The sequence below is a fragment of the Vineibacter terrae genome, assembly GCF_008039615.1.
In the GTDB taxonomy this organism is placed as follows: Bacteria; Pseudomonadota; Alphaproteobacteria; order Reyranellales; family Reyranellaceae; genus Vineibacter; species Vineibacter terrae.
Window position 1 is genome coordinate 135,260 of record NZ_VDUZ01000001.1, and the last position, 14,268, is coordinate 149,527.

The following is a 14,268-nucleotide window of genomic DNA, read 5'->3' on the forward strand; positions in this document are numbered from 1 at the left end:
GAAATCGGCCCTTTGTCGTCCTGAGCGCAGCGAAGGACCTCGCGGTGCGATGTTCAAAGGATGACGGCGCTGAGGATCACCATCGCCCACTGTGTTGACGCAGCACCGCAAGGTCCTTCGCTGCGCTCAGCACGCAGGAGGGCCAATTCCATTTGAGCGGGACATGCATGCCGGCAGACACTGGCGATAACATTCAGGCTTGGTATCATCCCAGAATTGCCAGTACCACAATCGCAGGCCCCCAATGCGCGACGAGCGCCACAACCGCTATCGGCGGACGGTGAGTCGCCACTGTCATCCCGAGCGCAGCGAGGGATCTCGTGCGAGGGACACAGGGTGCGCCATACGCAGGAGATCCCTCGCTGCGCTCGGGATGACGGGTGTGTCGCGTCAGCCGGCCTGCGCCGTCTGAAGCGCACCAAGTGACTTCGCAAGCCGGGCGGCGTGCGCCTGGAAGGCATTCATGCGCTCCGCGAGGGCCGCCGGCGACGCGTTCGACTGCAATGCCTGGTTCAGGTCGGCGTGCGCCTTGACCAGCTCGTTCAGCACGACCGCCGGTGTCGCATCGTTGCGCAGGAACGCGTCGTAGGCCTCGGCGGCAGCGGCGGCCCTGTCGAGATTCTCGCGCGTGCTTCGGGCCCGGAAGGCGGCACGCCGGGCGGCGACGACGTCGGCCATATGCGCCTGCATCGCCACCGTGGCCTGCTGCGCGGTCGCGCCGAAGGCCTCCGGCACCTTGGCCAGAACCGGATCGGCACGCGACACGGCCTGCTTCAGGGCATCGGCCTTCATCCAGCCGATCGAGGAGCCCGATGGCTTCACATTGCCGCCGGCTGGTGCCGCACCCGGCATGAGGGCGGCGATGCCGGAGATCGACTCGCCGGCTGCTGCCGCGCTCGTCTCGACGGAAGCCGCTGAATCGGATGTCACGATCGCGTTCAGCGACTCGGCGTACCTGGCGATCCGTCCCATCAGGGTCACGACACCGGGCAGCGATGCGACCGGCGACGCCGCCTGCGGCTGGGGATCGTCCTGCGGCTGGTAGAGCGGACTGGGATCACCCTGCTGCTGGTACAGCACCAGGCGGCAGCGCGTGGAGCTGGGACCACATTCGCCGGCCAGCGATCGCACGCGGTACGGGGCCGCCACCGCGCTGTTGCGCGTGCGGTCCTCCTGCGCCGCCACCATGCCTTTGCTATAGCCTGCGAGCGCCTCCTGGGCATCGGACGTCGCCGTCGCGAAGGCGCCGACAGGCTTGTCGTATTGCGGCGCGGCGCAGCCGGCGGCCGCGGACATGGCGCACAGCGCGAACGCCACCCGGATCACCACTGAATGATCTGCCATTGTATGAACCCCACCTTGCCCATGATTGCGGAAGATCCCTCGCCGCGCTCGGGATGACGGCGTTCGCCGCAGCCACGCGGCTGCAGCGCCTAAGGATGGATGCCGAACTTTCTCATCTTGGCCGCGATGTTGCGGTCGAGCGCCGTCGCGGCGGCGATGTCGGCATTGCCGCCCGCGGCGTCGCCCTTGCGCAGCCGGGCGATGCCGCGGCCGTAGAGCGACACGGCCCGCTTCGCATCGATGCTCAGCGCCGCGTCGTAGTCGGTGATGGCCCGGTCCAGGTCGCCCAGCTTCAGGTAGGCGAAGCCGCGGCTGTCGAGCGCGCCGGCATTGCCGGGCCGCAGCCGCAGCGATTCGCTGCAGTCGGCCAGCGCCTGCTCGACCTGACCGGCCAGGGCCCGCGCCGAGCACAGGCCGTGCCAGGTGATCGCGTTCTGCGGATCCAGGCGCGCCGACTCGCTGAAATCCTGGATCGCGCGCGCATAGTCGCCACGGCGGTAATAGACGTCGCCGCGGTCCTTGAAGGCGACCGCGAAATCCGGCGCAATCCTGATCGCCTCGCTGTAATCCTGGACGGCGCGATCGTAGTCGCCCTTGCTGACCAGGACGTCGCCGCGGTTCTTCAAGGCGATGGTGAACGCGGGATCGAGCCGGATCGCCTGGTCGTAGTCCTGGATGGCGCGATCGTACTGGCCCTTGCCGCGGTAGACGTTGCCGCGGTTGTTGAAGGCGACGGCAAAATCGGGCTTGAGCCGGATCGCCTGCGTATAGTCCTGGATCGCGCGGTCGTCATCGCCCTTGCGCTTGAAGGCCCGGCCGCGATTGTAGAAGGCCTCGGCATAGTCCGGCTTGAGCTGGATGGCGCGGTTGTAGTCCTGGATGGCGCGATCGGCATCGTCCTTGCCGTCATAGGCAACGCCGCGGCCGTTGAAGGCCAGGGCGAGGTCCGGCCGCAGCGTGACGGCCTGCGTGAAGTCCTGGATGGCGTGGTCGTAGTCGCCCTTGCCGTTGAACGCATCGCCGCGATTGTAGAAGGCGAGCGCGTCGCCCGGGTTCAGCCGGATCGCCTGCGTATATTCCTCGATGGCGCGATCGTATGCGCCGGCGCGGGCATAGGCAGCGCCGCGCAGGATATGGGCCTGAGCCTGGTCCGCGGGCGCCGCCGCCTCCTTGTCCGGCTGCCCGGCAGCGGCCTCGGGCCGCGAAGGCGCATCGGCTTGCCGGGGCGCCGTCGCGTCATCGCCCTGCCGCTTGTCGGTCTCGGTGCGGGCACGGGCCTCGGCCGCCTTGCGCGTGGCGGCCTCCTCGGCGCGCCGCTTGGCCTCGGCATCGGCCTGGACCTTCTCTTCCGCGGCCTTGCGCGCGGCCGCCTGCCGCGCCGCCGCCTCGGTCCGCTGCCAGGCGTAGATGCCGCCGCCCGCAAGGCCTGCCGCGATCACGCCGGCGGCCAGCCAGAGATGCCATCGGGCCTGCCACCCGCCTTTCGCCGGCACCTCCTCGAGTATCGGCGCCGCGCGCACGGTCGGCCTTGCCGAGGCCACCTGAACCGGCAGCGCGCCGCCCGACAGCACGTCCTGCCACGCTGATATGCTCTGGGGCCGGTCGGCGGCCTTCAGCTGCATGGCCCAGTCGATCGCCGCCAGCAGCGCCGGCGCATGGCGTCCCTCGACGGCGTCCGCCACCGGCTTCAGCGTATCCTCGATCATGCGGTCGTTGGCGGCCGGCGGCGAATCGCCCACGGCGCAATGGTAGAGCGTGGCGCCCAGGGCGTAGATATCCGTCCACGGCCCCTGATGCGCCGACGTGAACTGCTCGAACGCGGCGTAGCCCGGCGTGTAGACCGCCGTCATGACCTGCGTGCGGCCCTGCAGCGCCACGCGCGCGGCGCCGAAATCGATCAGCGTCGGGCGGCCGTCGGCATCGATGAGGATGTTGGCCGGCTTGATGTCGCGATGCAGGAAGCCGGCTTCATGCACGAGCGCCAGGCCATCGAGCAGCGGCGGCAGGAGCTGCTCCAGGGCATCGGGCGCCAGCCGGCGCTCGCGCCGGAGGCGGGCCTCCAGCGTCTCGCCGCGCACCAGCTCCATCACCATGTAGGCCGTGCCGTTGACCTCAAGGAAATCGTAGACGTTGACGATGCCCGCGACCCGCTCGAGCCGCGCCAGGGTGCGCGCTTCGGCGAGAAAGCGTTCCCGCCCCCAGCGAAAATCTTCCGCCACACGCGTCGAGCGCGGCAGGACCGAGAGATCACTCTGCCGGGCCGCGAAGTACACCGGCAGATACTCCTTGATCGCCACTTCGCGATGCAGCTGCTCGTCGTAGGCGCGATAGGTGATCCCGAACGCGCCTTGCCCCAGGGTCTCGATGATGCGGTACTTGCCGATGACGGCGCCCGCCGACAACGGTGTCAGGCTGTCTGCCGGCTGCTCGCTCGCCGCCGCGGCGGCCGTGGGCCGCGGTGGGTCGGGCGGGTCCTTCCACGCTACATCACGCTTGTCCATTCGATCGCATCCCGTCGGGTCGCCGGCGCCCGCACGTTCCCGGGCCTCATGTCGATCGCTGTCCGCGGCACATCGTACGGCCGGTGACGCTGAGCGACTCTAGACCCATCGCGCGCGCAACCGCCAATGCGCGCGTGCTGTGTGTTTCAGATGCAACCCGATTCCGTCAATGCGAATTGCCCGCACACGCGCGCACCGTTTCTGCGGCGGCGAAAGTATGGCCTGCCGCGGTGCGTTCTTTTGAATGACGCTCTTAACTGCACGCCGCGCGCAACTGCCACAGGCAAAATCGCTCATCGCGCACGAAACAATCACCACCGGCAGCGCATCATCCCACGATGCGCTGCCGTGCGTTTCAATGAAAGGATCCGGTCAGGCGCCGAAGCCGCCGTCGATGGTCTGCATCGAGCCCGTGATCATGGCGCCGTGCGGGCCTGCGAGGAAGGCCGCGAGCTCGGCGATCTCGCTGGCGCGGGCGTGGCGCTTGATGGCCATGAAGCCGTGCATCGTCTCGGCCATCGGACCGTCGGCGGGGTTCATGTCGCTGTCGGTCGGCCCCGGCTGGATGCTGTTGACCGTGATGCCGCGGGCGCCGAAGTCGCGCGCCAGGCCGCGCACCATGCCCTGCATCGCCGACTTGGTGAGGGCATAGGCGGCGGCGCCCGCGAACGGCATGCGATCACCGTTGACCGAGCCGATCACGATGATGCGGCCATTGTCGTTCATCCTGCGCGCCGCCTCGACCGCGGCGTGGTACGGCGCACGCACGTTGACGTCGATCATGCGGTCGACCGCGTCGGGATCCAACGTCAGCGGATCGCCCAGCACCACCGTGCCGGCGCTGATGACGATCGCATCGAGCGCACCGCGGCCGGCGACCGTCCTGATCAGCGCGTCGCGGTCGGCGCTGTCGCTGCGGACCGCCTCGGCGCCGGTCTCGGCCGCGAGCGCCTCGGCCGCATCCTTGGATCCGGCATAGGTGAAGGCGAGCCGTGCCCCGCCCTGCGCGAAGCGACGCACCAGCGCCGCGCCGATGCCGCGGCTGCCGCCGAGCACCAGGACATTCTTACCCGTGAAATCGACCATGGCGGCCTCCTTGCATTAATGTAGTGATCACTATATATAAAAGACGGACGATCATCGCAAGGGGTTTTTTAGTGAGCGCTATAGAAAGATCGCCAGCCCGTGGGCGGCCACGGACATTCGACATGGGCCGGGCCGTGGAGACGGCCATGCGGCTGTTCCATGCCCGCGGCTATGACGCCGTGGGCGTGGCCGAGCTGGGCGCCGCCTTCGGCATCACACCGCCCAGCTTCTACGCCGCCTTCGGCAGCAAGGCGGGCCTGCTCGCGCGCGCGCTGCAGCGCTACGGCAGCAGCGAAGCGAATGTCTTCGAGCGTGCGCGTGCCGACGGCGGCTCGGTGGCGGCGGTGATCGACCGCACGCTGGCGCTGGCGGCGCATCTCTACCCACTGCATGGCGGCATCGCCGGCTGCCTGGTGATGGATGGCACGCGCAACAGCACCGATCCCGAGGCCCGGGCGCTGGCCCAGGCCGCGCGGCAGGCCGGCCGCGATGCGATCCGTGACTTCATCGTCACGGAGCACCCCAAGCACGCCGAGGCGCTCGCCGACCTGGTCTTCATTGCCATGGCGGGCATGTCGGCTGCCGCCCGCGACGGCGCCGACGAGGCGTCGCTGACGGCGTTCGCCGCCAGCATCGGCCGCGCCTTCCGCCGCGAGGCCAGGCGCGGCTGATCCTGACGTGCCGCCATCCGGGTTTCATCACCGCGCCGGGGATGACAATATGCGAGAGCCCTGCTTACCCGTCGCTGGAGCATACCCATGCCGATCACGCGTCCCTATGGATCCTGGCTGTCGCCCATCACCGCCGACCTGATCGTCGCCGAATCGATCGGGCTGTCGGATGTCCAGCTTGACGGCGCGGCGATCTGCTGGATCGAAGGCCGCCCGCGCGAGAAAGGCCGCAACGTGCTGGTGCGCCATCGCGCCGGCGACACGCCGCAGGAGCTGACGCCGGCCGGCTTCAACGCGCGCACACGGGTGCACGAATACGGCGGCGGCGCCACCGTGGTGCGCGACGGCATCGCCTACGCCTCGAGCATGGCTGACCAGCGCCTCTATCGCTGCGCGCCGGACGCAGCGCCGGTGGCGCTGACGCCGGCACCCGATGCCGACGACCCTCAGGCCGGCCACCGCTATGCCGACGGCGTCATCGATGCGGCCCGCAACCGCTGGATCGGCGTGCGCGAAAGCCATGCCGGCGCCGGTGGCCCGGTCGAGAACACGATCGTCGCGGTCGATCTCGCTGCCGGCGGCGCCGGACATGTGCTGGCGAGCGGCAACGACTTCTATGCCGCGCCACGGCTGTCGCCGGATGGCAGCCGGCTCGCCTGGCTGACATGGCGGCACCCCAACATGCCGTGGGTCGAGACCGAGCTGCGCGTCGCCGACATCGCGCCGGACGGTTCGCTCACGGCCGAGCGGCTGGTGGCGGGCGGCTCCGGCGAGTCGGTGCTGCAGCCCGAATGGGCGCCGGACGGAATCCTGCACTTCATCGCCGATCGCAGCGGCTGGTGGAACCTCTATCGCCTGGAGGGCAGCGACGTGCGCGCGCTGGCGCCGCGCGCCGCCGACTTCGCGCAGGCGCCGTGGGCCTTCGGCATGTCGAGCTATGCCTTCGCGGGCGCCGGGACTCTCGTCTGCAGCTACTGGGAAGACGGCATCGCTCGCTTGGCGCGGCTCGACCTCGCATCGCTGGCGCTGACGCCATTTGATCTGCCTTACACCGACTATGGCTATGTGCGGGCGCGTGACGGCGAGGCCGTGTTCCGCGCCGGCGCCGCCGGCGACGCCGCCGCGATCGTGCGCCTCGACCTCGCGACCGGCGGCACCGAGGTGCTGCAGCGGGCGGCGACGCTCGATGCCGACCTCGCCCGCTACGTGTCGCGGCCGCAGCACATCACCTTCGCGACCACCGGCGGACGGCAGGCGCATGCCTTCTACTATCCGCCGCACAACCCCGACTACGCGGCGCCTGCCGGCAGCGCGCCGCCGCTGCTGGTCAAGTGCCATGGCGGACCGACGGCCTTCTCCCCCGGCGTGCTCGATCTGCGCACGCAATACTGGACCAGCCGCGGCATCGCCGTGCTCGACGTCAACTACGGCGGCAGCACCGGCTATGGACGCGCCTACCGCGACCAGCTCAAGGGCCAATGGGGCGTGGTCGACGTCGATGACTGCATCGCCGGCGCGCGCCACCTGGCGCAGTCCGGGCTGGCCGACGGCGCGCGCGCCGTCATGACCGGCGGCAGCGCCGGCGGCTACACGACGCTGATGGCGCTGGCGCGCAACGCCTTCGCCGGCGGCGCCAGCCATTACGGCGTCAGCGACGCCACCGCGCTGGCGCGCGACACGCACAAGTTCGAGGCGCGCTACCTCGACTGGCTGATCGCGCCGCTGCCGGGCAACGAGGCGCTGTACCGCGAGCGCTCGCCGGTGCACCACGCCGACGCGCTGCGCCGGCCGATGATCTTCTTCCAGGGCGACGAGGACCGCATCGTGCCGCCCAGCCAGACCGAGGCCATGGTCGAGGCCCTGCGGCGCAACGGCGTGCCGGTCGGCTACATGCTGTTCACCGGCGAGCAGCACGGCTTCCGCCGCGGCGCCAACATCATGCGCGCGCTCGACGCCGAGCTCTATTTCTATGCCCAGCACGTCTTCGAGGTCGGGCTCGTGTTCTGACGACAGGTGCCCCGCCTGACACCGCGCGCGTGCTTTCCATCGATATCCTGCAACCGGATCGATTTACTTCTTCCAGATTATTCGCCATAATTTTGGGACGCGCGTGAACAGAAAGAATTGGGGGAACCGATGCGCGTCTCAGTCATCGTGACGATGCCTGCTCATGCGCCACTGCGCGCGCAAAGCTCCAACGCCTTCTCGATGGAGGCCTTGGCCTTCAACATCACCGAGCCGACCAAGCGCGGCGATCTGGTGCTCGATCCCAGCTTCCCGCCGCTGCCGCTGGCAGCGAGAACGGTCGAGGGCGTCAGCCTTGCCGCCGCCACCGCCCGCGATGCGCCGGTGTTCGTTGCCCGTGGCACCATCGACGCCGATCGCATCGACGACGTGAAGGCGGCCCATAGAGGTGTCCAGATTTTTGCGGATCCGGAAATCGGGCTGTTCCAGAAGCCCCATTGCGGTCCCAACCCCGTCGGCACACATGTCGATGTCGCACGTCAGCTGGACGTGCAAGCATTGAAAGGCAAGCGTCTCACCGGCCGGGGCGTCGCTGTCGCCATCATGGACACCGGCATCAACATCGCCCATTTGCGCGCCGCCGGCCTCAGGCCTCGTCTGGACAGGAAGGTGTTCTGGGCGCCGCCCGGCGTTGCGCACACGCCTGGCGCCTACGCGGTGGACCATGGCACTATGTGCGCATTCGATGCGCTCATCGCCGCTCCGGCCTGCACCTTGCTCGACTTCCCGATCCTCAGGTCGAGGACTCCCGGCGGCAGCGTCATGGCCGGCTTCCTCAGCGATGCGCTTCTCGCCTTCTCCTATCTTCTCACGCAGAAGGCCACGCCCGAATGGAAGTACAAGGCGCTCGTGATCAACAACAGCTGGGGGATGTACCATCCCAGCTGGGATTTCGCGCCGGGGCATCCCGGTCGCTACTCGGACAATCTGAACCACCCCTTCAACATCATCGTCGGCACCCTGGCGCGGGCCGGCGCCGACATCCTGTTCGCCGCCGGCAATTGCGGCGCCAATTGCCCTGACCAGCGCTGCCAGGGCGTCACACGGCGTACCATCACCGGGGCGAATGCCCATCCGGACGTGCTGACCTTGGCGGGGTGCGATATCCACGACATACGGGTCGGCTATTCAAGCCAGGGCCCCGCCATTCCGGGCATGGCGCCCAACAAGCCGGACCTGACGGCCTACACGCATTTCCGGGGTTCCCAGGCGTTCGGACAAGGAACGCCGGACTCGGGAACCTCCACGGCGTGTCCGGTTGCCGCCGGCTGCGTCGCGGCCATCCGCACGCGCCTTGCCCCTGGCAATGCCACTCCCGACGACCTATTTGTTCAGTTCAGGGCAAACGCGGCGCCGAAGCCTTCCCCCCGTCCGGGCTGGAACCACGACTACGGGGCTGGCATCATCCGCCCGGTTGCCGTTGCCAACCACTACGGCCTCTGACCGGGAGCGCCGTGCGACCGTTGGGTGCGAGCCCCATGCCGGACACCATGGCGTTGATGACCATCGCGTGCCCCGAGGCCAAGCCGGGGCTGGCGCGCGCCGCCGAGATCCTGGGCGTCAGCGCCGATGCCATCGATGCGGCGTTCGGCGTCGTGCCGATCGACCCCGACCGTGGACTATATGCCGTGCAGGTGCGTGCGTCGGCGCTGCCGGCCACGGATCCGTCGGGACAACAGGACACACCCTATCGCGGTCCCTTCTCCAACCCTCGCATCGAGGGATTCGGCCCTCGACGCCGATAGCAAAACGACAACACCGGCTGCGGATTGCAGGCCATCGCGATCGCGATCATCACGCGCTGGCGCATGCCGCCGCAGAGATGATGCGGATGCTCGTCGAGCCGCCGCGCCGGATCGGCGATATGGACCAGACGCAGCATCTCCATGGCGCGCGCCCGCGCCGCCGGCCGCGGCAGGCCCTGATGCAGTCGCAAGGTCTCGACGAGCTGGTGCCCGCACGCCATCGTCGATGACGCGGTCAGCGTGCTCAGCCCGGCCGAAAGGAACCTTCTCGACGAGATGCTGAAGCGCCTTTTCGAGCATGCGACGACGCCGCGCTTTGCGTGGCTGATGAGCTGACGGGCACGCCTGCCGTCCCGGCGAGCCGGCTCATGAGCTGCCGCCCCGCGCCAATGCGCCACTGCAGCGGCGCGCTCCCGGCAAATCATCTTCACTGCGATCCCGGGCGCACGCGCTCAGCTAGTACCAGTTATCGGTAGAAGGTGAGTCGTGACTGTCATCCCGAGCGAAGCGAGGGATCTCCTGCGAATGGCGCACTGTGCGTCCCACGCGGGAGATCCCTCGCTGCGCTCGGGATGACGGATGTATCAGCGACCTGCGATTCCCAGCGCTAGGCCGAACATCTTGCACCGTCGCGCAGCGGCTGCGCCGCGCAACGATGGCATCGTGGTGACGTTCGGGTTAGCATCGCGCTGCGGATGCAGTGCGTCTCTCGACAGCATCGTGTTGCGTAAATTCAGTGGCTCCATCCGCTGCGAATCAGTCACTCAGTTGCACGAAGTCAGGAGGGTCTCATGCGAATGATCGCAGCAGCCATTGTGCTGGCGAGCGCGTTTGTCGGCACCGTCGCGCAGGCGCAGACGCCGCGGTCCGACCTGGCCCAGGCCTGCTCACAGGAAGCGCGCCGCCAATCCCTTTCGGGCGATGCGCTGACCGAGTTCATGAACCGCTGCTGGGCCGGCCAGGTCGCCGTGCCGTCGGTGATGAACCCGCCGCAAAGCTGCGAGGACCAGGCCAGGACGCTCAGCGGCGAAGACAAGGTCCGGTTCGTCCGTGACTGCAATGCCCGGAGCCCGGCCGCCGCACCGATGCCGCAAAGCTGCGAGGATCAAGCCAGGACACTCAGCGGCGAGGACAAAGCCCGGTTCATGCGCAATTGCACTGCCAGGAAGTGAATGCCGGCACAGTCTTCCTGACAAAAGGCGCGTGCAGCATCATCCCGTTGCTGCATGCGCCAGGCCCTGGCATCGGTATTCCATCCCGTCGCCGCAGCAGGCGATGCTGCAGCCGGCCACACGCCACGTGCGATCACGCGCGCCTCGCCACGCAGCGCAAATTTCGAGCCCCGGCGACGACGGCCGCGAAAATCCGCGGCCCGCGGACGCACTTGACTTTTGCGCCGCAACATTCAATGAAAGAAAAATGCTGCACTGCATCAATCGTGGTCGGGCAATCCGCCGCGTTGATGCCGACCCGGCGTGATCGCGCGCCTCACCCGAGCGTGCCCGCACGCTTCCACCAACCAAGATGGAGATCAGCATGAGCGCGCTCCAAGCCCCTAGCTTCCCCTTCGCTCCCGTCGACCTGACCAGGATGTGGGCCGACTTCAAGCTGCCGATGCTCAACGTCGAGGCGCTGGTCGAAGCCCAGCGCAAGAACGCAGCGGCGCTCACGGCGGCGCACCAGATCGCTTTCGACGGCTTGAAGGCGCTGGCGCAACGCCACAGCGACCTGATCAAGGCCACGGTCGACGACTACAGCCAGATGACCGGCGACATCTTCGCCGCCGCCTCGCTCGAGGAAAGAGCGGCACGGCAGGCCGATGCGACACGGCACGCCTTCACGTCGAGCGTCGCCGGCGTGCGCGAGCTGTCCGACATCGCCGTCAAGGCCAACATCGCGGCCAGCGACGTGCTGAACGCGCGCATCGTCGAGTCGTTCGACGAAGCCAAGGCCCTTTTCACGGCAGCGCCGGCCGCGGCGCGTGCGACCGTGGCCGCGGTGATCGCCACGCCGATCGATGCCGCCGTCGCGGCAGCAGCGCCGGCCGGCGCTCCGCCCGCCGAGATCGCGCCCGAGCCGACGCCGGCCGCGCCCGTCGTCGCCGCGCCCAAGACGGCCGCGCCTGCGCCGCGCCCGCCGCGCCGTCCCACGACGCGCCGCTGACGCATCGCGCGAGCAACGGGGTCGTGCCTGACCCCGTTGCCACCCGGGCGATCGCATATCGCGCAACGCCGCGCCGCCACACTGCGTCATCCCGAGCAGCGCAAGGGATGACGACAGGCCGGCGCGCAGCGGGCCAGCGCCAGGAATCGGACCGGCAGCCGTCCCGCCTGCGGCAAAAGCAGCCGCGACACGTATAGTGTTGCAAGACGCAACCCTGCGAGGCTCAATGCCGTCCGAGTAGCATTGTCCACGCGTGGTTCGCATTCCGGGTAGCCAATCGCGGCCCGCTGCGGACAATGCCAGCAATTTCAGTACGGTCTCCGGACAAGGGGGGAGAACGGGGCGATGCTGGCGCAGCTTACGCGGGATGAGCGACTAAACGCGCTGATCATCCTGTTCGTGGTCGCAGCTTGCGGCGTGGCCATGATGATCGCCGGCCAGGGCGATCCACTCGGACTGCACGGCGGCGTGGTGCTGGCTGCCGCGGTGCTTGGAATCTTCGGCGTCGTGGCGGGATACTATGCTCCCGAGCCCAGCGAGGCGCGCTTCAGCCAGTACTACGACGACCCGAGCAAGATCGGCATCATCCTCGCCATGGGCTGGGCGGTGTTCGGCATGTTCATCGGCGACTGGGTCGCCTGGCTGCTGGTCTACCCCGACCTGACCTTCGATGCCGGCTGGTCGAGCTTCGGCCGCATCCGGCCCGTCCATACCACGGCCGTGATCTTCGGCTTCGGCGGCAACGCGCTGATCGCGACGTCCTTCCATGTCCTGCAGCGCACATCGGGCGCGCGCCTGCCGGACCAGCTGCTGCCGTGGTTCGTGCTGTTCGGCTACAACCTCTTCTGCCTGCTGGCCGTCACCGGCTACATGATGGGCATCACGCAGTCGAAGGAATACGCCGAGCCGGAGTGGTACGCCGATCTGTGGCTGGTGGTCGTCTGGGTCGCCTACTTCATCCTGTACCTGCGCACGCTGGTGCGCCGCCGCGAGCCGCATATCTACGTCGCCAACTGGTACTACATGGCCTTCATCCTGGTCGTGGCGATATTGCATATCGTCAACGGCCTGACGCTGCCGATCTCGCTCGGCTCGGCCAAGAGCTACTCCGCCTTCTCGGGCGTGCAGGACGCCATGACGCAATGGTGGTACGGCCACAACGCGGTGGCGTTCTTCCTGACCGCCGGCTTCCTGGGCATGATGTACTACTACCTGCCCAAGCGCGCCGGACGGCCGATCTTCTCCTACCGGATGTCGATCATCAGCTTCTGGGGCATCGTCTTCTTCTACATGTGGGCGGGCTCGCACCACCTGCACTACACGGCCCTGCCGCACTGGGTGCAGACGCTGGGCATGACGTTCTCGGTGATGCTGCTGGTGCCGTCCTGGGCGTCGGCGGGCAACGCGCTGCTGACGCTCAACGGCGCCTGGCACAAGGTGCGCGACGACGCGACGCTGCGCTTCATGATGGTGGCCGCCGTGTTCTACGGCCTCTCCACCTTCGAAGGCTCGTTCATGGCCATCCGGTCGGTGAACTCCCTCTCGCACTACACCGACTGGACTGTCGGCCACGTCCACGCCGGCGCGCTGGGCTGGGTCGCCCTGATCACCTTCGGCTCGATCTATGCCGTGGTGCCGTGGCTGTGGAAGCGCGAGCGCATGTACTCGGCCGGCCTCGTGGAGGTGCATTTCTGGCTCGCCGTCGCCGGCACCGTCATCTACGTCTTCGCGATGTGGAACTCCGGCATCATCCAGGGCCTGATGTGGCGGACGTACAACGAGAGCGGCACCCTGGCCTACTCCTTCATCGACTCGCTGGTCGCGATGCGCCCCTACTACGCGGCCCGCGCCATCGGCGGCCTGCTGTTCCTGATCGGCGCCGTCGTCGGCTGCTACAACATCTGGATGACGGTGCGCGGCGTGCCGCGCGCAGCGGCCGAGGTGCCGGCCGCGAGCGCCGACCCCGACGATCCCATCCGGCAACCGGCGGAGTAGGTCGCATGTTCGGGCTGCACTACCGGCTGGAACGCAAGGCGATCGGCCTGGTGATCGGGATCATCGTCGTGGCCAGCATCGGCGGCATCGTCGAGATCGCGCCGCTGTTCACCATCCGCCAGACAGTGGAGGAGGCGCAGGACATGCGCGTCTACACGCCGCTGGAGCTGGCCGGCCGCGACATCTACGTGCGCGAGGGCTGCTATGCCTGCCACTCGCAGATGATCCGCACGTTGCGCGACGAGGTCGAGCGCTACGGCCCCTACTCGCTCGCCGTCGAATCGAAGTACGACCATCCCATGCTGTGGGGCTCGAAGCGGACCGGGCCCGACCTTGCCCGCCTCGGCGGCAAGTATTCCGACGAGTGGCATGTCGCCCATCTCATCAACCCGCGCGACGTCGTGCGGCAGTCGATCATGCCGGCCTATGCCTGGCTCATGCGCACGCCGCTGCGCACCGACGACCTGGGCCTGCACCTCAAGGCGATGCGCCGGCTGGGCGTGCCCTACACCGACGACATGATCGCCAACGCGACCAAGGACGCCGAGGCGCAGGCGGCGCCGGACTCGCCGGCCGCCGGCGACCTGGTGAAGCGCTACGGCGAGGCGACCCAGGTGCGCGCGTTCGACGGCCAGCCGGCCCAGCTCACCGAGATGGATGCGCTGGTCGCCTACCTGCAGATTCTGGGCCGGCTGACCGACGCCGCCCACAAGCCGGTCGCCGGGAGCGGAGGCTAGC

General features: G+C 68.4%; 12 protein-coding genes. 8 read left to right on the top strand and 4 right to left on the bottom strand.

Translation table 11 applies throughout. The features are described from left to right. Positions 1 to 390: 390 nt before the first annotated feature. The 3 genes from FHP25_RS00650 to bdcA all read right to left on the bottom strand — a co-directional run bounded on the left by FHP25_RS00650 (position 391) and on the right by bdcA (position 4,931). Entirely contained in the window at positions 391 to 1,344 is a 954-nt protein-coding gene (locus tag FHP25_RS00650; protein WP_147844945.1) for a hypothetical protein, read from the bottom strand. 89 nt (positions 1,345 to 1,433) lie between these two features. Beyond that, positions 1,434 to 3,845 carry a serine/threonine-protein kinase gene (locus FHP25_RS00655; protein WP_147844946.1) on the bottom strand — a complete coding sequence of 804 codons (2,412 nt, stop codon included), beginning with the start codon at positions 3,843 to 3,845 and terminating at the stop codon, positions 1,434 to 1,436. A gap of 372 nt (positions 3,846 to 4,217) precedes the next feature. After that, complete coding sequence (gene bdcA, locus FHP25_RS00660; RefSeq protein WP_147844947.1) at positions 4,218 to 4,931, bottom strand: SDR family oxidoreductase; 714 nt, start codon at positions 4,929 to 4,931, stop codon at positions 4,218 to 4,220. 122 nt (positions 4,932 to 5,053) lie between these two features. Between bdcA and FHP25_RS00665 the strand changes: the two genes are divergently transcribed. The 4 genes from FHP25_RS00665 (at position 5,054) to FHP25_RS00680 (ending at position 9,372) form a co-directional block, all read left to right on the top strand. Then, positions 5,054 to 5,602 (top strand): TetR/AcrR family transcriptional regulator, encoded by a 549-nt coding sequence (locus FHP25_RS00665; RefSeq protein WP_147844948.1) that lies wholly within the window; start codon positions 5,054 to 5,056, stop codon positions 5,600 to 5,602. Positions 5,603 to 5,689: 87 nt separating this feature from the next. After that, positions 5,690 to 7,609: a dipeptidyl-peptidase 5 gene (locus FHP25_RS00670; RefSeq protein WP_147844949.1), complete on the top strand. Its 1,920-nt coding sequence runs from the start codon at positions 5,690 to 5,692 to the stop codon at positions 7,607 to 7,609. Positions 7,610 to 7,738: 129 nt separating this feature from the next. Beyond that, the gene (locus tag FHP25_RS00675; RefSeq protein ID WP_147844950.1) at positions 7,739 to 9,070 is read left to right on the top strand and encodes a S8/S53 family peptidase; all 1,332 of its coding nucleotides are present in this window, start codon (positions 7,739 to 7,741) and stop codon (positions 9,068 to 9,070) included. 35 nt (positions 9,071 to 9,105) lie between these two features. Next, positions 9,106 to 9,372 carry a hypothetical protein gene (locus FHP25_RS00680; RefSeq protein WP_147844951.1) on the top strand — a complete coding sequence of 89 codons (267 nt, stop codon included), beginning with the start codon at positions 9,106 to 9,108 and terminating at the stop codon, positions 9,370 to 9,372. On the opposite strand, the gene FHP25_RS00685 is transcribed toward FHP25_RS00680, so the two are convergent. Beyond that, positions 9,315 to 9,770, bottom strand: a complete 456-nt coding sequence (locus tag FHP25_RS00685) for an ATP-binding cassette domain-containing protein (protein WP_408068512.1) — start codon at positions 9,768 to 9,770, stop codon at positions 9,315 to 9,317. The two genes, FHP25_RS00680 and FHP25_RS00685, sit on opposite strands and share 58 nt — an antisense overlap. 393 nt (positions 9,771 to 10,163) lie before the next feature. On the opposite strand from FHP25_RS00685, the gene FHP25_RS00690 reads away from it, so the two are divergent. The 4 genes from FHP25_RS00690 (at position 10,164) to ccoO (ending at position 14,267) form a co-directional block, all read left to right on the top strand. Continuing rightward, a complete protein-coding gene (locus FHP25_RS00690; protein ID WP_147844953.1) occupies positions 10,164 to 10,544 on the top strand; it encodes a PsiF family protein in 381 nt (126 codons plus the stop codon). A gap of 364 nt (positions 10,545 to 10,908) precedes the next feature. Then, positions 10,909 to 11,535 carry a phasin family protein gene (locus FHP25_RS00695; protein ID WP_178133189.1) on the top strand — a complete coding sequence of 209 codons (627 nt, stop codon included), beginning with the start codon at positions 10,909 to 10,911 and terminating at the stop codon, positions 11,533 to 11,535. Between the two features lie 345 nt (positions 11,536 to 11,880). Then, positions 11,881 to 13,530 (top strand): cytochrome-c oxidase, cbb3-type subunit I, encoded by a 1,650-nt coding sequence (gene ccoN, locus FHP25_RS00700; RefSeq protein WP_147844955.1) that lies wholly within the window; start codon positions 11,881 to 11,883, stop codon positions 13,528 to 13,530. Between the two features lie 5 nt (positions 13,531 to 13,535). Beyond that, a complete protein-coding gene (gene ccoO / locus FHP25_RS00705) occupies positions 13,536 to 14,267 on the top strand; it encodes a cytochrome-c oxidase, cbb3-type subunit II (RefSeq protein WP_147844956.1) in 732 nt (243 codons plus the stop codon). Position 14,268 lies beyond the last annotated feature (1 nt).

What these genes read in the sequence shown, in the direction of transcription:
- FHP25_RS00650 (WP_147844945.1), bottom strand. Translation starts at nt 1,344, where the DNA reads ATGGCAGATCATTCAGTGGTGATCCGGGTGGCGTTCGCGCTGTGCGCC.
- FHP25_RS00655 (WP_147844946.1), bottom strand. Translation starts at nt 3,845, where the DNA reads ATGGACAAGCGTGATGTAGCGTGGAAGGACCCGCCCGACCCACCGCGG.
- bdcA (WP_147844947.1), bottom strand. Translation starts at nt 4,931, where the DNA reads ATGGTCGATTTCACGGGTAAGAATGTCCTGGTGCTCGGCGGCAGCCGC.
- FHP25_RS00665 (WP_147844948.1), top strand. Translation starts at nt 5,054, where the DNA reads ATGGGCCGGGCCGTGGAGACGGCCATGCGGCTGTTCCATGCCCGCGGC.
- FHP25_RS00670 (WP_147844949.1), top strand. Translation starts at nt 5,690, where the DNA reads ATGCCGATCACGCGTCCCTATGGATCCTGGCTGTCGCCCATCACCGCC.
- FHP25_RS00675 (WP_147844950.1), top strand. Translation starts at nt 7,739, where the DNA reads ATGCGCGTCTCAGTCATCGTGACGATGCCTGCTCATGCGCCACTGCGC.
- FHP25_RS00680 (WP_147844951.1), top strand. Translation starts at nt 9,106, where the DNA reads ATGCCGGACACCATGGCGTTGATGACCATCGCGTGCCCCGAGGCCAAG.
- FHP25_RS00690 (WP_147844953.1), top strand. Translation starts at nt 10,164, where the DNA reads ATGCGAATGATCGCAGCAGCCATTGTGCTGGCGAGCGCGTTTGTCGGC.
- FHP25_RS00695 (WP_178133189.1), top strand. Translation starts at nt 10,909, where the DNA reads ATGAGCGCGCTCCAAGCCCCTAGCTTCCCCTTCGCTCCCGTCGACCTG.
- ccoN (WP_147844955.1), top strand. Translation starts at nt 11,881, where the DNA reads ATGCTGGCGCAGCTTACGCGGGATGAGCGACTAAACGCGCTGATCATC.
- ccoO (WP_147844956.1), top strand. Translation starts at nt 13,536, where the DNA reads ATGTTCGGGCTGCACTACCGGCTGGAACGCAAGGCGATCGGCCTGGTG.